The organism is Actinoplanes sp. NPDC026670, from assembly GCF_040638175.1.
Lineage (GTDB): Bacteria > Actinomycetota > Actinomycetes > Mycobacteriales > Micromonosporaceae > Actinoplanes.
The window spans coordinates 65517-89482 of sequence record NZ_JBEZXU010000017.1 but is presented as its reverse complement, the minus strand read 5'-3'; the positions used below and the strand labels follow the sequence as shown (position 1 = coordinate 89482).

24 protein-coding genes and 1 tRNA gene are annotated in these 23966 nt (G+C 69.4%); 16 read left to right on the top strand and 9 right to left on the bottom strand.

Features of this window, described 5'->3' with window-relative positions:
* The first annotated feature begins 10 nt into the window (after positions 1-10).
* The 3 genes from AB0E94_RS18560 to AB0E94_RS18550 all read left to right on the top strand — a co-directional run bounded on the left by AB0E94_RS18560 (position 11) and on the right by AB0E94_RS18550 (position 917).
* The gene (locus tag AB0E94_RS18560) at positions 11-454 is read left to right on the top strand and encodes a hypothetical protein (protein ID WP_360327563.1); all 444 of its coding nucleotides are present in this window, start codon (positions 11-13) and stop codon (positions 452-454) included.
* Positions 455-538: 84 nt separating this feature from the next.
* The gene (locus AB0E94_RS18555) at positions 539-802 is read left to right on the top strand and encodes a helix-turn-helix domain-containing protein (RefSeq protein ID WP_360327561.1); all 264 of its coding nucleotides are present in this window, start codon (positions 539-541) and stop codon (positions 800-802) included.
* A complete protein-coding gene (locus AB0E94_RS18550; protein WP_360327559.1) occupies positions 795-917 on the top strand; it encodes a hypothetical protein in 123 nt (40 codons plus the stop codon). The genes AB0E94_RS18555 and AB0E94_RS18550 overlap by 8 nt, the downstream gene beginning before the upstream one ends.
* On the opposite strand, the gene AB0E94_RS18545 is transcribed toward AB0E94_RS18550, so the two are convergent.
* Together AB0E94_RS18545 and AB0E94_RS18540 are read right to left on the bottom strand one after the other, a co-directional pair.
* Complete coding sequence (locus AB0E94_RS18545; protein WP_360327557.1) at positions 914-1369, bottom strand: GNAT family N-acetyltransferase; 456 nt, start codon at positions 1367-1369, stop codon at positions 914-916. The two genes, AB0E94_RS18550 and AB0E94_RS18545, sit on opposite strands and share 4 nt — an antisense overlap.
* A 9-nt stretch (positions 1370-1378) precedes the next feature.
* Positions 1379-1882, bottom strand: coding sequence for a DUF2199 domain-containing protein (locus AB0E94_RS18540; RefSeq protein ID WP_360327555.1), 504 nt, complete (start codon positions 1880-1882; stop codon positions 1379-1381).
* A gap of 117 nt (positions 1883-1999) precedes the next feature.
* On the opposite strand from AB0E94_RS18540, the gene AB0E94_RS18535 reads away from it, so the two are divergent.
* A complete protein-coding gene (locus tag AB0E94_RS18535; protein WP_360327553.1) occupies positions 2000-3244 on the top strand; it encodes a HAMP domain-containing sensor histidine kinase in 1245 nt (414 codons plus the stop codon).
* Here the strand turns inward: AB0E94_RS18535 and AB0E94_RS18530 are convergent.
* From AB0E94_RS18530 to AB0E94_RS18520, 3 genes are all read right to left on the bottom strand, one after another.
* Positions 3173-5488: a bifunctional polysaccharide deacetylase/glycosyltransferase family 2 protein gene (locus tag AB0E94_RS18530; RefSeq protein WP_360327551.1), complete on the bottom strand. Its 2316-nt coding sequence runs from the start codon at positions 5486-5488 to the stop codon at positions 3173-3175. The genes AB0E94_RS18535 and AB0E94_RS18530 overlap by 72 nt on opposite strands.
* A complete protein-coding gene (locus AB0E94_RS18525) occupies positions 5485-6057 on the bottom strand; it encodes a hypothetical protein (protein ID WP_360327549.1) in 573 nt (190 codons plus the stop codon). The genes AB0E94_RS18530 and AB0E94_RS18525 overlap by 4 nt, the downstream gene beginning before the upstream one ends.
* Positions 6058-6499: 442 nt before the next feature.
* The gene (locus AB0E94_RS18520) at positions 6500-8083 is read right to left on the bottom strand and encodes a phospholipid carrier-dependent glycosyltransferase (protein ID WP_360327547.1); all 1584 of its coding nucleotides are present in this window, start codon (positions 8081-8083) and stop codon (positions 6500-6502) included.
* Positions 8084-8158: 75 nt separating this feature from the next.
* Here AB0E94_RS18520 and rsmI point away from each other — a divergent pair, with 75 nt between their 5' ends.
* Entirely contained in the window at positions 8159-9013 is an 855-nt protein-coding gene (rsmI, locus tag AB0E94_RS18515; RefSeq protein WP_360327545.1) for a 16S rRNA (cytidine(1402)-2'-O)-methyltransferase, read from the top strand.
* Here the strand turns inward: rsmI and AB0E94_RS18510 are convergent.
* Entirely contained in the window at positions 9007-9837 is an 831-nt protein-coding gene (locus AB0E94_RS18510; RefSeq protein WP_360327542.1) for a hypothetical protein, read from the bottom strand. The two genes, rsmI and AB0E94_RS18510, sit on opposite strands and share 7 nt — an antisense overlap.
* A gap of 120 nt (positions 9838-9957) precedes the next feature.
* On the opposite strand from AB0E94_RS18510, the gene metG reads away from it, so the two are divergent.
* On the top strand, positions 9958-11763 hold the full coding sequence (metG, locus tag AB0E94_RS18505) for a methionine--tRNA ligase (protein ID WP_360327540.1): 1806 nt from the start codon (positions 9958-9960) through the stop codon (positions 11761-11763).
* Between the two features lie 142 nt (positions 11764-11905).
* On the top strand, positions 11906-13174 hold the full coding sequence (locus AB0E94_RS18500; RefSeq protein WP_360327538.1) for a PKD domain-containing protein: 1269 nt from the start codon (positions 11906-11908) through the stop codon (positions 13172-13174).
* Positions 13175-13223: 49 nt separating this feature from the next.
* Here the strand turns inward: AB0E94_RS18500 and AB0E94_RS18495 are convergent, their stop codons facing one another.
* Complete coding sequence (locus tag AB0E94_RS18495) at positions 13224-14258, bottom strand: hypothetical protein (protein ID WP_360327536.1); 1035 nt, start codon at positions 14256-14258, stop codon at positions 13224-13226.
* Between the two features lie 79 nt (positions 14259-14337).
* Here AB0E94_RS18495 and AB0E94_RS18490 point away from each other — a divergent pair, with 79 nt between their 5' ends.
* Positions 14338-15234: a TatD family hydrolase gene (locus AB0E94_RS18490; protein WP_360327534.1), complete on the top strand. Its 897-nt coding sequence runs from the start codon at positions 14338-14340 to the stop codon at positions 15232-15234.
* Between the two features lie 164 nt (positions 15235-15398).
* Here the strand turns inward: AB0E94_RS18490 and AB0E94_RS18485 are convergent, their stop codons facing one another.
* Positions 15399-15821: a hypothetical protein gene (locus AB0E94_RS18485; protein WP_360327532.1), complete on the bottom strand. Its 423-nt coding sequence runs from the start codon at positions 15819-15821 to the stop codon at positions 15399-15401.
* Between the two features lie 58 nt (positions 15822-15879).
* Here AB0E94_RS18485 and rsmA point away from each other — a divergent pair, with 58 nt between their 5' ends.
* The 5 genes from rsmA (at position 15880) to AB0E94_RS18460 (ending at position 20636) form a co-directional block, all read left to right on the top strand.
* Positions 15880-16767, top strand: a complete 888-nt coding sequence (rsmA, locus tag AB0E94_RS18480; RefSeq protein WP_360327530.1) for a 16S rRNA (adenine(1518)-N(6)/adenine(1519)-N(6))-dimethyltransferase RsmA — start codon at positions 15880-15882, stop codon at positions 16765-16767.
* Positions 16764-17339: a Uma2 family endonuclease gene (locus AB0E94_RS18475; RefSeq protein ID WP_360327528.1), complete on the top strand. Its 576-nt coding sequence runs from the start codon at positions 16764-16766 to the stop codon at positions 17337-17339. Before rsmA ends, AB0E94_RS18475 begins: the two co-directional genes overlap by 4 nt.
* The gene (locus tag AB0E94_RS18470) at positions 17336-18289 is read left to right on the top strand and encodes a 4-(cytidine 5'-diphospho)-2-C-methyl-D-erythritol kinase (protein ID WP_360327526.1); all 954 of its coding nucleotides are present in this window, start codon (positions 17336-17338) and stop codon (positions 18287-18289) included. The genes AB0E94_RS18475 and AB0E94_RS18470 overlap by 4 nt, the downstream gene beginning before the upstream one ends.
* Positions 18290-18296: 7 nt before the next feature.
* Positions 18297-20096: an ABC-F family ATP-binding cassette domain-containing protein gene (locus tag AB0E94_RS18465; protein ID WP_360327524.1), complete on the top strand. Its 1800-nt coding sequence runs from the start codon at positions 18297-18299 to the stop codon at positions 20094-20096.
* Positions 20097-20174: 78 nt separating this feature from the next.
* Entirely contained in the window at positions 20175-20636 is a 462-nt protein-coding gene (locus AB0E94_RS18460) for a DUF4383 domain-containing protein (protein ID WP_360327522.1), read from the top strand.
* 35 nt (positions 20637-20671) lie between these two features.
* On the opposite strand, the gene AB0E94_RS18455 is transcribed toward AB0E94_RS18460, so the two are convergent.
* Positions 20672-21274, bottom strand: coding sequence for a TetR/AcrR family transcriptional regulator (locus tag AB0E94_RS18455; protein WP_317797318.1), 603 nt, complete (start codon positions 21272-21274; stop codon positions 20672-20674).
* Between the two features lie 128 nt (positions 21275-21402).
* Between AB0E94_RS18455 and AB0E94_RS18450 the strand changes: the two genes are divergently transcribed.
* From AB0E94_RS18450 to glmU, 3 genes are all read left to right on the top strand, one after another.
* On the top strand, positions 21403-22293 hold the full coding sequence (locus AB0E94_RS18450; RefSeq protein WP_360327520.1) for a helix-turn-helix domain-containing protein: 891 nt from the start codon (positions 21403-21405) through the stop codon (positions 22291-22293).
* A gap of 17 nt (positions 22294-22310) precedes the next feature.
* Positions 22311-22382: transfer RNA gene (locus AB0E94_RS18445), tRNA-Gln, on the top strand.
* Positions 22383-22466: 84 nt separating this feature from the next.
* On the top strand, positions 22467-23906 hold the full coding sequence (gene glmU, locus AB0E94_RS18440) for a bifunctional UDP-N-acetylglucosamine diphosphorylase/glucosamine-1-phosphate N-acetyltransferase GlmU (RefSeq protein ID WP_360327518.1): 1440 nt from the start codon (positions 22467-22469) through the stop codon (positions 23904-23906).
* Positions 23907-23966 lie beyond the last annotated feature (60 nt).

Genomic DNA, 23966 nt, shown 5'->3' with positions numbered 1-23966 from the left:
GCTGGCGATCGTGCGCTTGAGTGCCGTACCCCTCGTGATGGTTTTGGGTTTGACCGGCTGCGGGCCGTCCGGGGAGCAGATGGGCGTGCCCACCGGAACGCCTGTCGTGTTGTCTCCGGAGGAGACCGCAGCCACCGCGGCCGTGCAGAACATCGTCGCCGACGCGCAGGTGCTCGATCCGGAGAATCCGCTGCGCCGCGAGGACCCGAAGTCCGAGTGGGAGGCCGGCGGGTACCGGCTCATCGTGTCCTGCTCCGGCAACGGCGTTCTGCGGGTGGGGTTCCGGATCGGCACGGCGCTGGTGGAGCAGGATCTGCAAGCCTGCGCGCCGACCACCGGGTTCGGCGCGCTGGACCTCGAGGTGCCCGCGGACACCGAGGGGCATTCGGTCGAGGTGACCGCTGTCGACGACGCGAACGGCGCCGTCGCTTACGCCGTCCGCCGCAAGAAGTGACGCGAGCTCGAATTTCCCCAAGGCGTGTGCACGAACGTGCACATCAGCTAGCGTGTGCATGAACGTGCACATGATGGGGGAGCGATGATAATCGCCAGCGCGCGCGATCTCGGTCTGGCCATCCGTCAGGCCAGACAGGATCAGGGTTGGACCCAGGTGGAGGTCGCCGCCGCGGCCCGGGTCAGCCTCCGCTGGCTCTCCGGTCTGGAGGCCGGAAAGGCGACGGCCGAGTTCGGGCTGATCCTGCGCGCGCTGGACGCGGTCGGCTTGGGCTTGGATGCCTTCCCGGTCGAGCCGGCTGCCGACGGTGTCGATCTTGACGCTTTGCTGGGGGATGACCGTGGCTGAGGCGCCAGGGAAACGCCTGGTGGTTCTCATGGCCGGCGAGCGGGTCGGCGTCATCGAGCAGGGCGATAGCGGGAAGCTGACGCTTTCGTACGACACCGCCCTGGCGCGGGACTAGCCGAGGTCTCGGACCGCCACTGTTTCGCCGTCGGCTATCTCGCCTGTGGGGCGGAAGCCGAGGCGGGCGTAGAACGGCGCCGGGCCGCCCTCGCGTTCGTGGTAGGTGACATACGCCTGGGTGCCGCCGCGGGCGCGGATCTCGGCGCAGACGGCCTCGACGGCGAAGGAGCCGTAGCCGCTGCCCTGGTGGCCGGCGGCGATGTTGAGACGCCACAGGCCGGAGCGCCGGTCGGTGTCGTCCGGGTCGGTCCACGGGATGTCGAGGAAGGCCATCACGAAGCCGACCGGCTGGTCGCCGTCGTAGATGAGGCGTGGCCAGGCCTGCTCGCCGTAGACGTACGCTTCGGCCAGTGATTTGACGACGGGCGCGACGAGGTCGGCCTGGTCGGGGCGGACCGCTATCGCCAGGGCCGCCTCGTAGTTGCGGGGGTCGATCGTCCGCAGTTCCATCCGAGCAGGTTAGCGGTGCAGGTGGAAGGAGGCGATCTCCTCCACCCGGGCCCGGGTGATGCCGGCGAGCTGTTCGACGGCGAGTGGGTGGCCGGAGGGTTCGAGCTCGATGTACGGCAGCTGTCCCACGGCTCGGGTGTGCACGTTCGTCCGCAGGTTGAGCGTCGATGGCTCGTACCCCGCGATGATGTTGGAAAGCCAGCCGAAGTAGGGCGGCTCGGTTTCGCGGCCGGGCTGTTCCCACACGTCGACGGCTCGGGTGAAGCTGGGCCGGCTCAGGGACACCCACATGCTGTACGTGAAGATGTCGCCGGTGTCCCACACGGGCAGTTCGATCAGGCCGCGGACGAAGAACTGCTCGCCGGAGATGACGCAGATGTCGGCGTCCAGCAGGCAGCCCTCCTTTCCGGCCATCTCCGGCTGCCAGTAGTCCGGCGCCGGGGCGGCGAAACTGAGCGGCGGCCCGTCGTGTGAGGCCCCGCACGTGCCGCAGGCGAACTGCTCGGTGCTCATGGCCGCGAAGCATATCCGCTCTTCAGGAGCCTGCGGGCACCGCCAGTTCCGGGAGATTTGCGAGACTTGCTACTTTTGGGTGGTACCTCTTGGAGTAAGTCTCGGAGGTGACCGCACATGAAAGCACCACTGCCCGACAACGAGATCGAGCGGCTGGCCGCCCTCTATTCGCTCGACATACTCGACAGCCCCCCGGAGAAGGACTTCGACGACATCGTCGCGCTGGCCGCCGGCGTCTGTGAGGCGCCGATGTCAGCGGTCAGCCTGGTGGACGCCGACCGGCAGTGGGCCAAGGCACACACCGGCACCGAGGTCGCGGAGACCTCGCGGGACGTCTCGTTCTGTGCCCACGCCATCCTCGGGCGTGACCTGATGCTGGTGCCGGACGCCCGCGAGGACGACAGGTTCGCCGACAATCCGCTGGTGACCGCCGAGAACGGGATCCGGTTCTACGCCGGCGCGCCGCTGCTCACCACCGACGGGTTCGCGCTCGGCACGCTGTGTGTGATGGACACCCAGCCGCGCCGGCTGGACATGGAGCAGCAGCAGGCTCTGCGCGCCCTCGCCCGTCAGGTAACCGCCCAGCTGGAGCTGCGGCGGTACGCGTTCGCGCTGGCCAACACCACGGCCCGGCTCCAGGAGCTGGAACGCCGCAAGGACGACCTGGCCGGGCTGGTCGGCGGGGAACTGCGGTCGTCGCTGCGGCTGATGTCGGCGTACCTGGAACGGCTCGGTGACACCGGTTACCACGACGCCGAGATGGCCGATCTGGTCGGCCGGGCCACGGCGGCGCACTGTCGCGGTTTCCGGGAGCTGATCGACCACCTGACCACGATGGCCGATGCCGGGCTCGGCGGGGAGAGCCTGCACATGCGGCAGTGCGACCTGACCCGGGTCACCCAGCGGGCGGTCGAGGCGGTCCGGCCGATCGCGGCCAGCAAACACATCTGGATCCTCAACCAGGCGGGCGGCCCGTCGCTGCCGATCATCGCCGACCCGGTGCGCCTCGAACAGGTGCTGACGCACCTGCTGTTCGCGGCGGTGAAATACACACCGGAGGGTGGCCGGGTCCGGGTGGGCACGGAGATGGAGTCCGGCCCGACGGTACGGCTGGACGACATGGACCTGCCGGACGGGATGCGCCCCGACCTGTTCCCGCACCTGTACTACGGCGCGATCGCGAACCCGGCGGACGTGCCTGGGCCGGACCGTGGGCTGGCCGTGGCGAAGCGGATCCTGGACGCCCACCACGCCACCGTCGCCCTGTCCGACCGGCCCGGTGACGGCACGTCACTGCACGTCGTGTTCCCGTACGCGTCGATGGACCCGGCCGAGCTGATCCGGGACCTGGCGGTCGCCTGAGTCGAACGCCCTTGACGGCGACGCCCGCCCGTCCCCGATCGGCTGCAGTTCGACCGGGGACGGGCTTGCGTGTCTCTTCTGGGCCGGCACCATGGCCGACGGTTGCGCCAGCCCGGCCCGGTTGAGTTTGTGCCAGCGCAGCCGCCCGCCGGTCAGCGCGGTGGTCGCCGATTGGAGCAGCACGAGATACATCAGCTGCCGGTACGCGAACTGCTGCAACGGAAGTTTGAGCAGCGGCTTGAACGACTCCCGGTCCATCCGGAACGCGACCGCTGCGGTGAACAGCTGCAGCGCCAGCATGCCGAGCCAGGCGATCGCGGTCTCCTTGAGCTCCCAGAAGACCAGGCCGTACACGAGCATGATGTCGACGACCGGGGCGAGCATCGGCAGGGCCAGCCCGAAGAGGGCGAGGAACGGCAGCCCGACCCGTCCGAACCGGCCGGACGGCCCGGAGTCGGACAGCGCCCGGCGGTGTTTCCACATCGCCTGCATGGTCCCGTAGCTCCACCGGTACCGCTGCCGGTACAGCTGTTCCATGGTGGTCGGCGCCTCGGTCCAGGCGCGGGCGTTCTCCTCGTAGACGACCCGCCAGCCGGCCCGGCACATGGCCATGGTGACGTCGGTGTCCTCGGCCAGGGTCTCGTCGCTGACCCCGCCGACTTCGGCGAGCGCCTCGCGCCGGAACGCGCCGATCGCGCCGGGCACGGTCGGCATGCAGTTCATCACCTCGTAGAGGCGACGGTCCAGGTTGAAGCCGATCACGTACTCGATGTGCTGCCAGAGGGCGACGGTGGTCTCCCGGTTGCCGACCTTGACGTTGCCGGCGACCGCGCCCACCGTCGGGTCGGCGAACGGCTGGACCAGTAGCCGCAGCGACTCGGGTTCGAAGACGGTGTCGCCGTCGACCATGACGATCAGGTCGTGCCGGGCCATCGCCACGCCGGTGTTGAGGGCGTTCGGTTTGCCGCCGTTGGGCACCCGGACCACCCGCACGTTCGGCAGGTTCATCCGGTCGACCAGGTCGGCGGTGCCGTCGGTGGAGCCGTCGTCGACCACGACCACCTCGATGCCGGGGTGGTCGCCGCAGGCCAGCGACCGGACCGCGGCCTCGATGCCCTCCTTCTCGTTGTAGGCCGGGACGATCACCGACACGGGGTCGGTGACCGGGGGACCCCACTGCCAGCCGGGTCTGCGGCGCTGCCGGGCGTGCCTGGTGGCGAGCAGCAGGAGCAGCAGGGTACGGCCGATGGTGAGCACCCCGACGACCACGAAGAGGGTGGCGATCACGGCGACCATGCCGTCGGCGAGGCCCACGGTCCACAGCACGGCCAGGCCCCGCCACGCGTCGCCGGACGGCGCCTGCGGGTTGAGTGGCAGCGGGGTGAGCGCCGATGAGCCGGTCTGTGCGGAGATGCCGAGGTTGAGGCCCTCGGTGACGGTGGTGAACCGGTAGCCGCGGGCCTTCATCTGCGGGATGAACCGGTCGAGGGCCGCGACGGTCTGGGAGCGGTCGCCGCCGGCGTCGTGGAACAGGATGACCGCGGACTGGTCGGCCGGTGGGGTGGCGTCGGCGACGATCCGGTCCGGTCCGGGCCGTTGCCAGTCGTTGCTGTCGGTGTCGTTGACCACGACCAGGTAGCCGAGGGCGCCGGCCTCCTTGATCAGTTTCCAGTTCGCCTCGTCGATCGCCGCGTTCTTCGACGAGTAGGGGAACCGGGCCAGGTTGGTGCGCACCCCGGTGGCCCGGGCGATGGCCATCTGGGTCTGGGACAGTTCGAGCTCGCGCCGCCACGGTGCGAGCCGCTGCATGTTGGGGTGCGTGAAGGTGTGCAGGCCGAGCTCGTTGCCGTCGTCGACGACCTGTCTGGCGAGCTCGGGGTTGCGGGCCACCTGGGAGCCGACCACGAAGAAGGTGGCGTGCGCGTCGTGCCGGCGCAGCACGTCGAGGATCTTCGGGGTCCACTCCGGATCGGGTCCGTCGTCGAAGGTGAGCGCGATGGTCCGGTCCGGCAGCCGGGTGGTGCTCTCCTGGCCGCCCGTGGTGTTGATGATCGGGCCGCCGCGCAGGATCGTGGACGGGACCCCGGCCTGGTCACCCACCTCGTCCTGGATGTGGTCGCCGGTGAACTCGGCGTTGATGTAGGCCTGCACGACCAGCACCGCCACGAAGAACCCGGCGAGCACCGCGCCGAGCAGTACCCGGGGCGGCGGGAGGATGCGGCCGCGGGACGGGCGGGCGCTCACGGCACCGGCTTGTTGGGCGGCACGCCGGGCGTGGCCGGCCCGCTCGTGGTCGGGTTCGGGTCGGGGGTGGGCTGCTGGGTCACCGTCGTGGATTCGAGCGGTTTCGGGGTCGGGCTGCCTGAGCTGGCCGACGGGGTCGGTGTGGCCTTGGCTGATCTGGAGGCGCTGGCGGAGGCCTTGACCGAGGCGGAGGCGACGGGCCGGCGTTGTTCGCCGCCGTCCCGGACGCCCGATTCGACGACCCGGCGAGCCGGGGAGACCGACGGGATCGGAGCGGGCGCCGGTGTCGGCCGGGCCTGCGGCTCGTCGTCCTCGTCCTCGTCGTCGTCGAGTCCGGGCAGCGGCAGTACGGCGCTCGAGCTCACCGGTCCGCCGGCCAGGCTGATGCTGACCAGTCCGCCGTAGGCGACGAGGAGGACACCGAAGGCCAGCGCGACCCGCCGGAGGAGGCGGCTGCGCCGGCCGGTGGAGTCCACGAACACCGGCGCGGGCTCCGGGACGGTGATCACTTCCGTCTCGGCCGCGGCGATGTCGGTGTCGTGCGTGTTCTGGGGCTCCTGCGATGTCACCCGGCGAAGCTTAAGAACATTTATCGCGATCTTGGCACGAATCACTCACAAGGGGGACAGCCGACCGATTATGTGAAATAGGACGAATGGTCTTTGGCCCGGTGGGGCCGCGTGTGCCGATGGATCGCGCCATTCCGCTGAGCAGTGACGCCGGGCGCGGGCAAAAGAGGTTACGCCGCCGTACCCGGCAATTTACTGTCGCATTCCTGACTCATTTTTCGAGCATTTCTCGCAAAACGAAAAGAGGCAATAGCGCGGTATGGGCACTATGCCCGAAGCGGTGGGATGATGGGACCGACCCGACAATCTCGCGTGACCACCCGTTGTGCGGGGCATCTCGGCTCGTTAAGCTTCTCTTGCGCGCCCCAATCGCCCGCTTCCCCCGTGGCAGGCGATCGGGGCGCGCCCTTGCTTTCAGCAGGTCTGTTCCGGCGGCTCTCCGCTAGATCCAGCGGCCGCCCAGCCACATCCGCACCGACCAGTCGTCGTAGGGCATGATCGTGCCCACGAAGATCGGGTGGAAGTAGGCGAAACAGAGCGCCACCAGGATGACGTAGGTGCTCACCACGACCGTGCCGACCAGCTGCCGGTCGGTCCGCGCCGCCCCCGAGGTCATCCCGCTCGTCGGCGTCATGATCGCCCCGAGGACGTAGACCACCGCCAGGATCAGGAACGGCAGCGCCGGCATGGCGTAGAACGAGAACATCGTGCGGCCGTCCTTGACCGCGAAGTAGAACCACGGGACCAGCCCGGCCACCACGCCGGTCATGATCGCGTAGGCCCGCCAGTCGCGCCGGGCCACCCCGAACCAGGCCATCACGCCCAGCGCCGGCAGGAACGACCACCACAGGATCGGCGTGCCGACCAGCAGGATCTCGGCGGCGCAGCTGGCCGCGCCACAGCCGCCCGCCGAGCTCCAGTAGAACGCCACCGGGCGGCCCAGCAGCAGCCACTGCCACGGCCACGACTGGTAGGTGTGCTTCTGCGTCAGTCCGGTGTGGAACTTGAACGCCTCGGAGTGGTAATGCCACAGGTTCTGCAGCGCGCCGATGACCGGCGGCTCGCTCCACCCGTTGTCGGCCCGGTAGTGCCGGAAGTAGCCGTCGTCGGTGACGAACCAGCCGGTCCAGCTGGCCAGGTACACCACGATGGTCAGACCGAAGGTGAGCGCCAGCCAGCCGATGTCACCGAGGATCCCGGCGATGATCGGCCCGCGTACCCCGGCTGAGCGCCGCGCCTGGGCCCGCCAGACGAACACCAGACCGGCGAAGAACGGGGCGAAGAACAGCGCGCTCCACTTGACGCCGCAGGCCATGCCGAAGGTGATCCCGGAGACCAGCAGCCACCACGGGACGAACCGCGGGATGTGCGGGGTAGCCGTCGGGTCGTAGCCGTCCTCCAGGGCCCGCTGCCAGCTGCGCCGGTAGTGGTCACGGTCGAGCACCAGGGCGGCGAACGTCATCAGGATGAACAGGCCGATGAAGATGTCCAGCAGCGAGGTGCGCGACAGCACCAGTTGGAAACCGTCGAGCGCCATCAGCAGACCGGCGATCCCGGCCAGCACGATCGAGTGGAACAGCCGGTAGGCGACCCGGATGAAGATCAGCACCATCAGCGTGCCGGCCACCGCGGTGGAGAACCGCCAGCCCAGCTCGGTGTTGCCGAACGGGATCTCGCCCAGCGCGATCAGCCACTTGCCCAGCGGTGGATGCACCACGTACGCCGCGCCGTTGACCTTCTCGTCCCACTCGAAGCCGTGCTGGAGCATGTCCCACGCGTCGGTCGGGTAGTACACCTCGTCGAAGATGTACCCCTTGGGTTTGTCCACCCCGGCGAACCGCAGGATCCCGGCGATCACCGTGATGATCACGGTGACCAGCCACGAGTACGGTTCGAACCGCCGGTCCAGCGTCGACAGGCGCCGCTGGACGATCTCTGGGATGGCTCGCACGCCCGGGGACGACTCCGTCTCGGCGGGGGAGTCCGCGGTGGTGAGTTCTGTCTCAGCTGTGGCCGCCGTCGTCACCCCGCGATCGTAGGCCCCCGCGCTGAGAACGTAGGCCCGCCGTCGGCGCGTCCTGTCATGTGATGGACTTTTCGGATGCCTCATGGAGAAGAAGCCGGCGGACGGGTCGTGCTCGCGGGCGCCCCGCTGGGCAACACCGGCGACGCCTCGGCCCGCCTGCGCGAGGTCCTGACCTCGGCGGATGTCGTCGCGGCGGAGGACACCAGGCGGCTCGCCCGGCTCGCCCGGGACCTCGGCGTGACGGTCGGCGGCCGGGTCGTCTCCTACTTCGAGGGCAACGAGGAACGGCGTACCCCCGAGCTTGTCGAAGCCCTGCGGTCCGGCGCCGTCGTCGCCGTGGTGACCGACGGCGGCATGCCGAGCGTCTCCGACCCCGGCTACCGGCTGGTCCGCGCGGCGCTCGACGCCGGTTTCCCGGTCACCGCGGCGCCCGGCCCGAGCGCGGTGACCACCGCGCTGGCCCTGTCCGGCCTGCCCAGTGACAGGTTCGTCTTCGAGGGTTTCCTGCCGCGGTCCGGCTCCGGGCGCCGCGCCCGGCTGCGGGAGCTGGCCGCCGAGCCGCGCACCCTGGTCTTCTTCGAGGCGCCGCACCGGATCGTCGGCGCGTGCGAGGACCTGGCGGCGATCTTCGGCGCGGACCGGCCGGCCGCGATCTGCCGCGAGCTGACCAAGACCTACGAGGAGATCCGCCGGGACACACTCGGCGCGCTGGCCGCCGGCGCCGCCGCGGACCATCCGCGCGGCGAGATCACCCTGGTGGTGGCGGGCGCGCCGGCCGGGCCGGCGGCTGCGCCGGACGACGACGAGCTGCGGGCCGAGGTCGCCGAACGGGAGGCGGCGGGCGCTTCGCGCCGCGACGCGATCCAGCAGGTCGCCGACGCTCACGGTCTGCGGAAACGCGAGGTGTACGCGTTGGTCCACGCTCAGTAGGCGGCCACCAGGAACCCGCCCAGCATCAGGATCGGCCCGAGGAAGCTGGCGATGGTCGCCCCGCGCCGGGCCGGCCGCGACGGCAGCCGCCGTGCCCCGGTGGTCTCCGCGATGGCGTACCCGCACACCAGCACGAGCAGGAACCCGAGCCCCCACCGCAGGTGCGTGAGCGGCCCGCCGGATGTGGTGTACGCCTGATCGCTGCCCGGTCCGACCATCCGGGCCGGTGAGACCGCCCCCGGCTGCCGCCCGTCCCCGTCGACGCCGAGCAGGGTCACCGTGGCCACCGAGAAGCTCTCGGCGGCGAACTGCCCGACGCATCTCTGGGCCAGCCCGTTCCCGTGGCATCGGGTGGTGGTCGCGTACCCCTGGTCGCCGTGCCCGACCGCCAGCCAGAACGGCTCCGCGCTGACCCAGCCGAAGAACGCCGCGACCAGGCTCAGCAGGATCAGGCAGAGCAGTGCGCCGACCGGCCGGTCGGCGGGCATCGGGCGGCGCCGGGCAGCCGGTTCGGCTTCGGGTTCGGCGGCGTCGCGTTCCTCCTCGCTCATCCAGAACGGCGAGTTCGCCAGCCGCTCCTCGACCTCCGGCGCGGCCCGCACCTCGGACGGCGGCCGGGCGGCGGGCGTCTCCGAGGGCGGCGACGAGGGTCGTGATGGGGGCGGCGACGAGGGCAGCCGGGCGGCCGGCGCGATGATCATCAGCTCGCCGGTGGTGGCCGTCGGTGAGACTGCCGGGTCGTGCCACCACTCGTTCTCGGGCAGCGCCCAGGGATTGCCCTCGTCTCGGGGTGTTTCCGCTGGTTGTGGCTGGTTTCCGGTCACCTGCCCATCTAACGCCGCGGTTCTGCGCCGAGCACGTCACTGATCGGGCGTGTCGGGACAAATCGGCATGGCGGCTATCCGTTCGCGCGTCGCCGTGAGCGGTCACTACGCTTGTACGTCATGAGTCACGTTCTCGCCGCGGTTGCCTGGCCCTACGCCAACGGCCCGCGCCACATCGGTCATGTTTCCGGCTTCGGGGTGCCCTCCGACGTTTTCAGCCGGTACATGCGGATGGCCGGCCACGACGTGCTCATGGTGTCCGGCACCGACGAGCACGGCACCCCGATCCAGGTCCAGGCCGACGCCGACGGGGTGACCCCGCGGCAGCTCGCCGACCGCTACAACCGGGTGATCGTGGAGGACCTGCACGGTCTGGGCCTCTCCTACGACCTGTTCACCCGCACGACCACACGCAACCACTACGCGATCGTCCAGGAGCTGTTCGAGGGCCTGCACCGCAACGGCTACATCGTCGCCCGGACCACGCTGGGCGCGATCTCCCCGTCCACCGGCCGCACCCTGCCCGACCGCTACATCGAGGGCACCTGCCCGATCTGCGGCTACGACGGCGCCCGCGGCGACCAGTGCGACAACTGCGGCAACCAGCTCGACCCGGAGCAGCTGGTCAACCCGCGGTCCCGGATCAACGGCGAGACCCCGCAGTTCGTCGAGACCGAGCACTTCTTCCTCGACCTGCCGGCGTTCGCCGAGGCGATCGGCGGCTGGCTGGACCGCCGGGAGAACTGGCGGCCCAACGTCCTCAAGTTCTCCCGCAACCTGCTCGACGACCTCCAGCCCCGGGCCATCACCCGTGACCTGGAGTGGGGCGTCCCGATCCCGCTGGACGGCTGGCGCGACCGCAACGACAAGCGCATCTACGTCTGGTTCGACGCGGTCATCGGCTACCTGTCGGCGTCGATCGAGTGGGCCCGGCGCACCGGTGACCCGGAGGCGTGGCGGCAGTGGTGGTCGGCCGACGCGCAGGGCAAGGACGCGCTCGGCTACTACTTCATGGGCAAGGACAACATCGTCTTCCACTCGGTGATCTGGCCGGCTCTGCTGCTCGGCTACTCCGGCGAGGGCGACAAGGCGGGTGTCCCGGGTGACCTGGGCCGGCTCAACCTGCCCACCGAGGTGGTGTCCAGTGAGTACCTGACGATGGAGGGCAAGAAGTTCTCCTCGTCGCGCCGGGTGGTCATCTATGTGCGCGACTTCCTGGAGCGCTACGACGCCGACGCGCTGCGCTACTTCATCGCGGCTGCCGGCCCGGAGTCCAACGACACCGACTTCACCTGGGCCGAGTTCGTCCGCCGGAACAACGACGAGCTGGTCGCCGGCTGGGGCAACCTGGTCAACCGGTCGGTCTCGATGGCCGCGAAGAACTTCGGGGAGATCCCGGCGGCCGGCGAGCTGACCGAGGAGGACCGCGCGGTGCTGGCGGTCGCCCGGGCCGGGTTCGGCACGGTCGGTGAGCTGATCGGCAAGCACCGGCAGAAAGCGGCGATCGGCGAGGCGATGCGGGTCGTCGCCGAGGCCAACAAGTACCTGTCCGAGCAGGCCCCGTGGAAGCTGAAGTCCGATGAGGACAAGCCGCGCCAGGCGACCATCCTGCACGTGGCGCTCCAGGTGGTCAGCGACGCGAACACGTTGTTGACCCCGTTCCTGCCGCACTCCGCGCAGAAGGTGTTCGAGCTGCTCGGCGGTGCGGGCGTGCACGCGCCGATGCCGCGGATCGAGGAGGTCGACGACCTCGACGGCGGCCCCGCATACCCGATCCTGACCGGCGACTACACCACGGGCGCCCGCTGGGAGTCGGTGCCGCTGGCCGCCGGCACCCCGCTGGCCGCCCCGAAACCGGTCTTCCGCAAGCTCGATCCGTCCGTTGTGGACGAGGAACTGGCCCGTCTCGGCGGCGAGGAGTCCTGAGCCACCCGCAAATACATTGATCCCTCGTGGCGCCGGACGGTGAATTCATCGGTGCCACGGGGGAACGGGGGCGTTTCATCGGTACGCGTCCGTATCGGTTGCTCGGCTCCTTCGTGTGGCTCTCACCCCTCGAAGGAGTTCTGTGAAGATTCGCTTCACGCGGCCCGCTGTGGTCGCGGTCGCTCTCGTCACGGGTAGCGCGCTGGTGGGTTCGCCCGCCTACGCGATCCCGGGCTCGCCCAACGGCGCACCGACCAGTCAGGACGGGGCGGCCGTCACCGAGCGGTCCGTCTCCACTCTGGACACCATCGACCCGGGCACCACTGACCCGGGCACGACCGACCCCGGGACGACCGACCCGGGCACCACCGACCCCGGGACCACTGACCCGGGTACCACCGACCCGGTTCCGGCCGACCCGGACACCACGGTGCCGACCGGCTCGTTCCGGATCAACTACTCCTCAGTCTGGACCGGCCAGCGGGTCGTCATCGGCCAGAACGCGACCGAGTTCAGCGACCCGGTCGACGCCCCGGAGACCCTCAAGCGAGTGGTCAGCTGGGGTGACGGCACGAGCACCGTGCTCAGCCCGACCACGTTCACCGCCACCAAGCAGTACAACCGGGCCGGCAACTTCAAGGTCACCGTGACCATCACCGACCCGGCCGGCAACGTGTCGGCGATCCCGGCCAAGACCGTCGGGGTGACCATCCCGGCCGGCCAGATCACGCTCAACAAGAAGGCCGTCTACCAGGGCGCCCTCTTCAACGTGAAGATCAACAAGGTGCCGGCCGGCGCGAAGACGTACCGGATCGACTGGTCCGACGGCTCGATCTCCACGCACAGCGCGTCGCGGCGGACGCTGAACAACGCCTACATCCACTACTACTGGAAGTGGGACGCCGCCAAGAAGACCTGGGTCCGCAACGGCAAGGGCCGGATCTCCGGCGTCCGGGCGCTCAAGGTCTCCTGGGGCAACGACAAGGGCTACGCCTACTTCCAGACCGCCGCGAAGATCAACGTCGTGAAGGACACCTCGCGGCCGACCCTCACGATCAAGAAGCCGTCCTCGACGAACCGGGCGAGCTCCTGGAAGACGATCAAGGGCACCGTGGCCGACAAGGGCTCCGGCATCCGCCACATCGGCGTCACCGCGTTCCGGGTCACCTCGACCGGCAAGGCCTACTGCCTGACCCCGGCCCGGAAGTGGAAGCGCTACTACACCGAAGCCGACGTCCAGAAGTACTGCACCTACTCCGGCGTCAAGGTGAAGGTCGTCAAGGGCAAGTGGTCGCTGACCCTCCCGGCCGGCCTCGGCAAGAACCAGTACTTCCAGGTCAACGCTTGGGTGTACGACTGGGCGGACAACTTCCGCGGCACCTACCGCTACGCCACGATCACCCGTAGCTGAGACACCGATGCCCCGTCGAGCCACCCGGCTCGGCGGGGCATCGCCGTGTTCAGAGCTGGTACGCGATCTCCGCGATGTGATGGTCGGTGATCTCACCGATCGGCGCCCACGCCTCGTAGATGCCCCGCTCGTAACACCGGGCCCCGACCGCGTTGATCGTGTCGGCGTCCGGGCGCAGCAGCCGCAGCCGGGCCCAGGTCTCGTCACGCTGGAGCACCCAGCACGGCACACCCCGCCAGCGGGCCTGCTCAGCCCGCCGGGACAGGGTCTGCACCGGATAGCGGGCAGCCCGGGTCAGCGCCCGAACCCGGAACTCACCGGGCGGGTCGGCGACCGCCTCGTACTCGTTCGTGTCGATCCGCCCGACCAGCCGCGACGAGGCCGCCGCGGTGCACGGCACGTACTCCCGGTCCGGGCTGCCGCCGGGGATGTCAGACAGCAGACCCCGCCAGCGCGGCCCGGCCAGCCGCAGCCACCCGTGCTGCTCCGGCTGATACGTGTACAGCACCACCTCGTCGCCGCCCGGCAGACAGGCCAGCAGCTGAGCGTTCGCAGACAGCGGCAGATCAGCGAAACCGGCGGTGATGTACTCCGGGATCAGATCGTCGGTGCTCGGGCTGAACCCGGTGCCGAGCACCATCGCCCCGATCCGCGAATGCCCCGGCAGACCGGGCAGCCCCGGCTGCGCGGCGCCGGCCGGCACCTCGTAGTCGATCGGGTCGACGGCCCGCCAGCGCAGCGCGAACGTCACATGGTCGTCGGACATCCCGTCGGTACGCAGCAACCCCAGCTCGCGGGGCTCGCTCAGATGCGCGATGTCGCACGAGCGGTAACAGAAGCCGTACGGCAGCCAGCCACCGAGATGCCCGGCCACCTGCGCGGGCGAGAGCACCTTCGTCATCCGGGTGCCCCGGCGGATCGCCGCGGTCGCCCGGATCCGGCGCAGTTCCGCGTCGTCCCGGTAACCGACGGACTGGCTCATCGCCTGCACCTGCTGCCAGTTCAGGTCACGGCGGAGCGGCGCCATCAGGGGTGGGTCGAGCGGGTCGGCGCCCAGATCGCTGTCCTCACCGGTCACGGTCACGGGCCGCAACCTAAGTGACCACGGTGGATATCTGATGAACTCCCGGTTACCGGAAAACTCGGCGTGCAGAATGTCTCACATGCCATCAGCAACCCCCGGTCAGTCTCCTTCAGACCGCCGCCGCGCCAAGGAGTCCCGCCGAGCAGGCGAATTCCCGCCGGCGCCGGAGCCGCTCGCGGTTCCGGTCTTCGACAGCCACACCCATCTCGACCTCACGATCCAGGAGGCGGGTGTCACCGGAGAGGGTGACCCCATCGACGTCCTGATCGCCGCCGCGGCGAAGAGCGGCATCGACCGGCTGATGCAGGTGGGTGTGGACGTCGACTCGTCGCGCTGGGGCGCCGACCTCGCCGACCGCAACGACTCGGTGCTTGCCGCGGTCGCCCTGCACCCGAACGAGGCGCCCCGCCTGTCCGATCTGGACGAAGCGTTGCGCCAGATCGAGACGCTCGCCGCCCGCCCCCGGGTCCGCGGCGTCGGCGAGACCGGCCTGGACACCTTCCGCACCGGCGACGAAGGCCGCGCCGCCCAGGAGGAGAGCTTCCGCGCCCACATCGCCATCGCGAAACGCCACCACAAAGCCCTGATCATCCACGACCGGGACGCCCACGCCGACGTGCTGCGGGTCCTCGATGAAGAGGGCGCGCCCGACCGGGTCGTCCTGCACTGCTTCTCCGGCGACGCCGAATTCGCAGCCGAATGCGTCCGCCGCGGCTACTACCTCAGCTTCGCCGGCACGGTCACCTTCGCCAGCGCCGCGAACCTCCGCGCCGCCGCCGCGATCACCCCACCCACGCAGATGATGGTCGAGACCGACGCGCCCTACCTCACCCCGACGCCGTACCGGGGCCGCCCCAACGCCTCATATCTGATCCCGATCACCATGCGAGCCCTCGCCGATGCCTCCGGCACCGACCTCGACACCCTCTGCGCCACCATCTCCGCGACCGGCGACGAGGTCTTCGGCCCCTGGTGAAACCCCTCATCCGGTACGGGCACCGCGCCCCGCCGAACCGGCACAGTCCCGCAACCACACCGCGACACCGCAGCCGGTCCCGGCCGAAACGCGACCGCCGGGCCGGCTGCGTGGTCACCGGCTGGCTGTCACCGTCGTCGAGACGACGCTGACGACCAGCCGCGCTAGTCGGTGATCACCCAGGCTGCAGCGCCCAGCAGCCGGCTCAACTGCTCCAGCTGCGTGGCGAACGCCGTCGGCGCCGCATTCAACGGGCCCCGCGACACCATCCGCACCGCCCACCGATGCCCCGGCGCCACATTGAAGACCCGGTGCACCACCAGCGACCCACGCGGATCCGGCTCCACCGACGTCACCCCGCGATACCACCACTCACCCTGCAACGACACCGACCGGCCCGCCCGGTCCACGGTCACCGTCATCCGGCTGCCCTCATGGATCACCACGAACTCGTCACCGTCGTCGTGCTCCACCGTGCCGGTGACCGCCAGCGGCGAACGGCCGCCGGAACCCACGTCCAGAAGCACGGCGGCGACCGCATCCGGGGCCGCCTCCACCACTCCGCGCAGCTCCAGCAACTTCGTCATGAATCCTTCCTACCCGGCGGTGTCCAGTGGCCCCGGCCGCCCACCGTAGGCTCTGGCCATGGCGGAAACACTTCTCGGCCCGGCGGAGATCCGGGAACTGGCCGCGCGCCTCGGCGTCGCGCCGACCAAGAAGCTCGGCCAGAACTTCCTGCACGACCCCAACACCATCCGCCGGATCGTCGCCGCCGCCGCGCTGCGCCCCGACGACGTGGCCCTGGAGGTCGGCCCCGGACTCGGCTCCCTCACCCTCGGCCTCGCCGGAGCGGTCCGGCACGTGCACGCCGTGGAGATCGACCCGACCCTGGCCAAGGCACTGCCCGAGACGGTCACCGCGCCCCACCTCACCGTGCACCTGTCCGACGCCCTCCGGATCAGCGGCGACGCCTTCGACCCGGCGCCCACCATGCTGGTGGCCAACCTGCCCTACAACGTGGCCGTCCCGGTCGTCCTGCACCTGCTCGCCGAGCTGCCCACCCTGCGCGGCGGCCTGGTCATGGTGCAGAAGGAGGTCGCCGACCGGCTCGTCGCCGGCCCCGGGTCGAAGGTCTACGGCGTGCCCTCGGTCAAACTCGCCTGGTATGCGGAGGCCAAAGCCGCCGGCAAGGTACCGCCCGCAGTGTTCTGGCCGGTGCCCAACGTGGACTCCGGCCTGGTCGCCTTCACCCGGCGGGAACCACCCGCCGGCGCCGCCCGCACCGACGTGTTCACCGTCGTGGACGCCGCCTTCGCCCAGCGCCGCAAGACCCTCCGGGCCGCGCTGGCCGGCTGGGCCGGCGGCCCTGACAAGGCCGAGTCGGTGCTGCGTGCGGCCGGGGTCAGCCCCCAGGCCAGAGGCGAGGCACTGACCGTCGGCGAGTTCGCCGCGATCGCCGCAGCGGCAAAACTGTCAGTGCCCGGCGGTAAGCTCAGCCCGTCCGACGCGCAGCCCGAGGAGGTGGACTCATGACCGCGGAGCCAATCGGTCATGCCAAGTGGGCACTAGATCTGACCAGGCAGCGCCTGGCCAACTTCACGCTCGAGGACGTCCTCAACCTGCCCGATGACGCCCCCCGCGTCGAGCTTCGTGACGGAGTCATGATCTTGGTTCCCTCCCCGACGATCGGCCATCAGACCATCGGTAATCTCCTGTGGCTGTGGTTCCGGCAGAATGCTCCTGAGCAGTTCCTGGCCGCCACCGCGGTCGGCGTGGCGATCAGCGCCCGGGACAGTTTCGAGCCGGATGTGCTCCTGCTCCGCCAGCCGATCGTCAACTCACACCATTACTTCCTGCCCGATCAGGTCGAGGTCGCGGTCGAGATCGTCTCCCCAGGGACCAAACGACGTGACCGGATGGAGAAACCACCGGGCTACGAGGCCGCCGGCATCCGGCATTTCTGGCGGATCGAGCAGGACCCCCTCCACGTCTTCGCCTACGACCTCGTCGACGGCCGCTACGAGCTGGCCGGTGACTCGGATACGGAGCTGGTGTTGAGCGCGCCGTTCGAGATCAGGCTCCCGATCCGGGACATCACTCCGTGACGGAGGCGTGGGGTCCGGACGACGACGAGCCACGTCCGCATCGAGGCCCGGTCAAGGTTCGCGTCCCAGCCAAGATCAACCTGCACCTCGGAGTCGGCCCGCTCCGCCCCGACGGCTACCACGAGCTCAACACCGTCTACCACGCGATCAGCCTGTTCGACGAGCTCACCGCCCGCCGCGGCGACACCCTCACCCTCACCATGGAGGGCGAGGGCACCGGCGAGCTGGAACTCGACGAGAGCAACCTGATCATCCGCGCCGCCCGGGCGCTCGCCGCCCGCGGCCGCGTCCCCGCCTACGCCCGGCTCCACCTGCGCAAGAGCATCCCACTCGCCGGCGGCCTCGCCGGTGGCAGCGCCGACGCCGCCGCCACCCTGATCGCCTGCGACCTGCTCTGGGGCCTCGGCATGTCCCGCGACGAGCTCGCCGAAGTCGGCGCCCAACTCGGCTCCGACATCCCGTTCCTGCTGCACGGCGGCACCGCCCTCGGCACCGGCCACGGCGAAGCGGTCAGCCCGATCCTGGCCCGCCCCACCACCTGGCACTGGGTCGTCGCCTTCGCCGACGGCGGCCTCTCCACCCCGGCCGTCTACCGCGAGCTCGACCGGCTCCGCGCCACCGACCGGCCCGCCCCACCCGTCCCACTCGGCGGCCCCGACCAGCTGATGGCCGCCATGCGCCAGCGTGACCCCGAGATCCTCGGCGCCGCCCTCGGCAACGACCTCCAGGCCGCCGCCCTCTCCCTCCGGCCCCAACTCGCCGACGTGCTCAAAGCCGGCCAGGAGGCAGGCGCCATCACCGGGATCGTCTCCGGCTCCGGCCCCACCTGCGTCTTCCTCGCCGCCGACGCCGCACACGCACAAGAAGTCGCCGCCGAACTCACCGCAGCCAAAGTGTGCCGGGCCGCGGTCACCGCCCGCGGACCCCAGCCGGGCGCGCGGGTAATCTAGGCGCATCGTGGCCAACATCATCAACCTGGACCGGGTCAGCAAGGGTTATGGAGCTGCCGGTCAGCTGCTCACCGACGTGTCACTGGGGCTCGACGACGACGCCCGCATCGGCATCGTGGGTCTCAACGGCGCAGGTAAATCGACCCTTCTCCGCATGCTCGCCAAATCCGAGGAGCCAGACTCCGGCCGGGTCACCCACCGGCGTGACCTGCGCGTCGCATCCCTGCCGCAATCGCTCATCCTCGCCGGCGAGGCGACCGTCCGAGACGTCGTGCTCGGCACCGCCTGGCTGCCGCAGAGCATGGGCGCCGAGCACGAGTGGGCCGGCGACGCCGGCGTCCGCACCATCCTCGACGGCCTCGGCATGGGCTACCTCGGCCTGGACACCCCGGTCGGCCCGATGTCCGGTGGCGAGCGCCGCCGCGTCGCCCTGGCCGCCCTCCTGGTCCGCGAGAGCGACCTGCTGATCCTCGACGAACCCACCAACCACCTCGACGTCGCCGGCGTCGACTGGCTCGCCAAACACCTGCTCACCCGCCGCGGCGCGCTGCTCGTGGTCACCCACGACCGCTGGTTCCTCGACGCCGTCTGCACCATGACCTGGGAGGTCGTGGACGAGCAGGTGCACACCTACGAGGGTGGCTACGCCGCCTGGATCCTGGCCCGCGCCGAGCGTCAGCGGGTCGCCGCCTCCATCGAGGCCCGCCGGCAGAACCTGCTGCGCAAAGAGATCGCCTGGCTGCGCCGCGGCCCCCCGGCCCGCACCTCGAAACCGAAATTCCGCATCGACGCCGCAAACGCGCTGATCGCCGACGTCCCCCCGGCCCGCGACCAGGTCAGCCTCCAACGACTCGCCACCACCCGGCTCGGCAAACAGGTCTACGACCTGGAGCAGATCGAGCTCAACGCCGGCCCGAAACCGATCTTCCGCGACCTCACCTGGCAGGTCGGCCCCGGCGACCGCATCGCGATCCTCGGCGCCAACGGCGCCGGCAAGACCACCCTGCTGCGCCTGCTCGCCGGCGTCACCAAACCCGACGGCGGCCGCCTGGTCACCGGCACCACCGTGCGCCCCGCGTTCCTGTCCCAGGAACTGAAGGAACTACCAGGCCACCTGCGCCTGCTCGAAGCCGTCGAAGAGGTCGCCAAACGCGTCAAACTCGGCGACCGGGAACTCTCCGCCGGCCAGCTCGCCGAAGTGTTCGGATTCACCGACAAACGCATCTGGACACCCGTCAGCGACCTGTCCGGCGGCGAACGGCGACGCCTCCAGATGCTGCGGCTGCTCGCCACCGAGCCCAACGTGCTGCTCCTCGACGAACCGACCAACGACCTCGACACCGACACCCTCGCCTCACTCGAAGACCTGCTCGACTCCTGGCCCGGCACCATGGTGGTCGCCAGCCACGACCGCTACCTCGTCGAGCGCGTCACCGACACGGTCTTCGGCATGTTCGGCGACGGACGGCTCGTGCACCTGCCCGGCGGGATCGACGAATACCTCGCCCGCGTGGCCACGCCGGCCGCTCCGGGCGTACCCACAAAGGGTTTTGCCGAAGCCCCACCGGCCGCAAGCGGCCTCTCCGCCGGTGAGCTCCGCCAGGCGAAAAAAGATCTGGCCCGGCTGGAACGACAGATGGAAAAGCTGTCCGACCGCGAAGCCAAGATCAACGAAAGCCTCGCCGAACACGGCAGCAACTACGACAAACTCGTCGAGCTCGAAGCCCAGCTGAAAACCGTCCAGCAGGAGAAAGCCGAAACCGAAGAAGCCTGGCTCGAACTAGCCGAGCAGGTGTCCGAAAGCTGAACCGGGGGGTGTGCCTGCGCCGCTTGTCGGGGATACGCGAGAATCTGCTCGAAGACACCTGACCTTGGAGACGGAACCATGGCGCACACCCCGGTCAATCACCCGCTTCGGCCGATCTACCGGATCGTCGGCTTCGTCGTCGGCGCCTACCTGGTGGCGTTCGGCATCATCGGGTTCATCTCGACGTCCAGCGAAGCCTTCACCGGCCCCGGCGTTCGAGCACTCGGCCAGGGCAGCAACGTCCTCTGGTCCATCATCTCGCTCGCCCTCGGCGCGCTCGTGCTCCTCGCCACCGCCGTCGGCCGCAACATCGACGCCGCCGTCGACCAATACCTCGGCTGGGCCCTGCTCGTCCTCGGCAGCTACTCACTCTGCGTACTGCGCACCGACGAGGTGAACATCTTCGGATTCACCATGTCCACCGTCATCGTCACCTACCTGGCCGGCCTGCTGCTGATCACCGTCAGCCTCTACAGCAAGACCGCCCCCCAATCCCAAACCGGCGCCCCCCGCCAGGTTCGCGAAGGCCGCACCGCCTGAACCACCCAGCACCACCAGCCGCGCCGGGCCCGCACTCAGCGGACCCGGCGCGTCTGCAATCCAGGCTTCGGCTCCAGATGCGACAACCCGTTCCACGCCAGATTCACCAGATGCGCCGCCACCATCTCCTTCTTCGGCTTCCGCGCCTCCCGCCACCACTGACCGACCAGCGCGACCATCCCCACCAGCGCCTGCGAATACAACTCGGCGAACCGCGGATCCAAACCCCGGCTCTTGAACTCCGCACCCAGAATGTGCTCCACCTGATGGGCGACATCGTTCATCACACTGGAGAAATTCCCCGACGCCGACAACACCGGCGAATTACGGACCAGCACCTGAAAACCGTGCGGCTCCTCATCGATGTAATCCAGCAGCGCCAGCGCCGCCTGCTCCAGCAACTCCCGCGGATGGCCCGCAGTCAGCGCCGTGGTGATCCGATCCAGCAGAGCACGCACCTCACGGTCCACCACCACCGCGTACAGCCCCTCCTTGCCGCCGAAGTGCTCGTACACGACAGGCTTAGACACCTTCGCCCGAGCCGCCACCTCCTCGACGGTGGTCGCATCGAAACCCCGCTCGGCGAACAGCTGCCGCCCGACCGTGATCAACTGCTCCCTGCGCTGGGCGGCCGGCATCCGGACCCGCGGAACCGGTGATTGCTTCTCGTTGCTGCTGTCGCCCTGCACGGTCACCCGGCCATCCTGCCAGGGTTGGCACATTCCAGCGCTTACACCTCGGTCCGAAACCGCTCTAGCCTTGAACCATGACTACTAGTGATGAGGCAACTTTGCACGAGGCTGAGATGCGGGCGGAGGCTCGGCGACTGCGCGTCGATCCAGGGCTCTCCCGCTCCCAGCTGATGAAGATCTTCGGCGTCAGCAACGGCACGTTGACCGACTGGCTGCGCGGCATCGAGCCGCCGGAGTGGACCCGCCGCCCCAACGCCAAGGATGAGAAGCGGCGAGAGGCGGTGGCTCTCCGCGAGGCGGGGTGGTCGATCAACGACATCGCCGCTCGGGTGGGTGTGGCCAAATCGACGGTTTCGCGGTGGGCGGGCCATGTCCCATTGGATCCGGATACCGATCGGGCGAGGGAGAAGCGAGAGCTCGCCGTCAAGCGGATCGCAGGCCGGTGGGACGACTATCGGGCGGATCGCGACCAGCGGCAGGCCGATGTGTGGGAGGAGGCCGCGCGCGATGTCGGAGAGCTGTCCGAGCGGGATGTCCTTCTCATGGGTGCCATCGCCTATTGGTGTGAGGGTTCCAAATCAAAGCCGTGGGCGCGCAACGATCGTCTTACCTTCATCAACAGCGATCCCGGGCTTCTTTCACTCTTTCTGCGCTTTCTCGAGCTGGGAGGTCACCCGGCCGATGATCTGAACTTCCGGCTCAGCATCCATGAGACCGCCGACGCGGATGCGGCCGCCGAGTGGTGGGCGGAGCGGTTGACGATCCCGATCGGGCGATTTCAGAAGCCGACCATGAAGAAACACCGGCCGCAGACCCGGCGGGCGAACGTCGGTGACGACTACCACGGTTGCCTGATCATCCAGGCTCCGAAGTCGCGGTTGCTGTACTGGCGCATGGAGGGCGCTGTCCGTGCGGTCGTCCGAGAGGCTTCGTCCGCTTTCCACGCTCGAGTAGGGAGGCGCTAGTCTGTCCTCAGCACTATTCGGCTGTGGTGTAATTGGCAACACTAGTGACTTTGACTCACTCATTTCAGGTTCGAGTCCTGACAGCCGAGCAAATCTGTGGTAAAGGCCCTGAGTAGGCCGCGCGGTTGACTTGACGCCGCACGCACGAAGCCGCCACGACCGATGGAGTCACCGTGAGCCAGGCCCCCAGTCGTACTGTCGTCGTCCTTGCCGCTGGTGAGGGCAAGCGGATGAAGTCGGCGACGCCCAAGATGCTTCAGCCTCTGCTCGGGCGCACTCTGCTCGGGCATGTGCTGGCCACCTCGGCGGCGATAAAGACCGACCGGACCGTGGTGGTCGTCGGGCACAAGGCTGACGAGATCACCGCGTTCCTGTCCGAGGTGGCGCCGGAGGCGACGCCGGTGTTGCAGGCCGAGCAGAACGGGACCGGGCACGCGGTGCGCATCGCGCTGGATGCGACGCCTGATCTGGCCGGCACGGTGGTGGTGCTCAGTGGTGATGTTCCGTTGTTGCGCCCGGAGACGCTGGAGGCGCTGCTGGCCACGCACGAGCGGGCCGGCGCGGCGGCGACGGTGTTGAGCGCCGAGGTGGATGTGCCGGGTGGGCTGGGCCGGATCGTGCGGGGTGCGGACGGCAATCTGGAGCGGATCGTGGAGGCGAAGGACGCTTCGGATGAGGAGCGCCGGATCCGGGAGATCAACTCGGGGATCTACGTGTTCGATGCGGTGTTGTTGCGTGAGGCGCTCGGCAAGTTGTCGACGGACAATGCGCAGGGTGAGGAGTATCTGACTGACGTCTTCGGGATTCTGGCGTCGCAGGGGCATCCGGTGGCGATCGAGGTGGCGGAGTTTGCCGTCGAGACGTTGGGGTGCAACGACCGGGCTGAGTTGGCGAAGCTGCGGGTGTTGATGCGTGATCGGGTCAATGAGGCGTGGATGCGGTCCGGGGTGCTTCTGCTGGATCCGGCGACGACGTGGATCGATGTGACGGCGACGTTGGAGCCGGATGCGGTGGTTGATCAGAATTCGCAGATTCTGGGGTCGAGCACGGTGGCGACGGGTGCGGTGATCGGTCCGGACACGACGTTGATCGATAGCACGGTGGCGGCGGGTGCGACGGTGTTGCGGACGCATTCGATCGGTGCGTCGGTGGGGCCGGCGGCGTCGGTGGGGCCGTTCTCGTTTCTGCGTCCGGGGACGCGTCTGGCGGCGAAGTCGAAGATCGGTGGTTTCGTCGAGGCGAAGAACGCCGAGTTGGGTGAGGGTGCGAAGGTGCCGCATCTGACGTATGTGGGTGACGCGACGATCGGTGCGAAGGCGAACATCGGGGCGGGCACGATTTTCGCCAACTATGACGGTGTGCGTAAGAGTCACACTACGGTCGGTGAGGCGGCGTTCGTGGGTTCGGATTCGGTGTTGGTGGCGCCGGTGGAGATCGGTCCGGGGGCGTATGTGGCGGCTGGCAGCGCTGTGACGAAGGATGTTCCGGCGGGGAATCTGGGTGTGACCCGGGCGCAGCAGCGCAACATCGAGGGGTGGACGGCGCGTCGTCGGCCGGGCACGGTGTCGGCGGCTGCTGCGGAGGCTGCGGATATCACTCCTGACCAGGAGTGATCCAGCGGGGGTGAGCCATCCCACCTGAGGGCCTCGAAACGTGGCGGTTACGTTGCCGCA

What these genes read in the sequence shown, in the direction of transcription:
- metG (WP_360327540.1), top strand. Translation starts at nt 9,958, where the DNA reads ATGAGTCACGTTCTCGCCGCGGTTGCCTGGCCCTACGCCAACGGCCCG.
- AB0E94_RS18455 (WP_317797318.1), bottom strand. Translation starts at nt 21,274, where the DNA reads ATGCCGGCCGCCCAGCGCAGGGAGCAGTTGATCACGGTCGGGCGGCAG.
- AB0E94_RS18490 (WP_360327534.1), top strand. Translation starts at nt 14,338, where the DNA reads ATGCCATCAGCAACCCCCGGTCAGTCTCCTTCAGACCGCCGCCGCGCC.
- AB0E94_RS18475 (WP_360327528.1), top strand. Translation starts at nt 16,764, where the DNA reads ATGACCGCGGAGCCAATCGGTCATGCCAAGTGGGCACTAGATCTGACC.
- AB0E94_RS18485 (WP_360327532.1), bottom strand. Translation starts at nt 15,821, where the DNA reads ATGACGAAGTTGCTGGAGCTGCGCGGAGTGGTGGAGGCGGCCCCGGAT.
- AB0E94_RS18540 (WP_360327555.1), bottom strand. Translation starts at nt 1,882, where the DNA reads ATGAGCACCGAGCAGTTCGCCTGCGGCACGTGCGGGGCCTCACACGAC.
- rsmI (WP_360327545.1), top strand. Translation starts at nt 8,159, where the DNA reads ATGCCTCATGGAGAAGAAGCCGGCGGACGGGTCGTGCTCGCGGGCGCC.
- AB0E94_RS18450 (WP_360327520.1), top strand. Translation starts at nt 21,403, where the DNA reads ATGACTACTAGTGATGAGGCAACTTTGCACGAGGCTGAGATGCGGGCG.
- AB0E94_RS18555 (WP_360327561.1), top strand. Translation starts at nt 539, where the DNA reads ATGATAATCGCCAGCGCGCGCGATCTCGGTCTGGCCATCCGTCAGGCC.
- AB0E94_RS18460 (WP_360327522.1), top strand. Translation starts at nt 20,175, where the DNA reads ATGGCGCACACCCCGGTCAATCACCCGCTTCGGCCGATCTACCGGATC.
- rsmA (WP_360327530.1), top strand. Translation starts at nt 15,880, where the DNA reads ATGGCGGAAACACTTCTCGGCCCGGCGGAGATCCGGGAACTGGCCGCG.
- AB0E94_RS18535 (WP_360327553.1), top strand. Translation starts at nt 2,000, where the DNA reads ATGAAAGCACCACTGCCCGACAACGAGATCGAGCGGCTGGCCGCCCTC.
- AB0E94_RS18545 (WP_360327557.1), bottom strand. Translation starts at nt 1,369, where the DNA reads ATGGAACTGCGGACGATCGACCCCCGCAACTACGAGGCGGCCCTGGCG.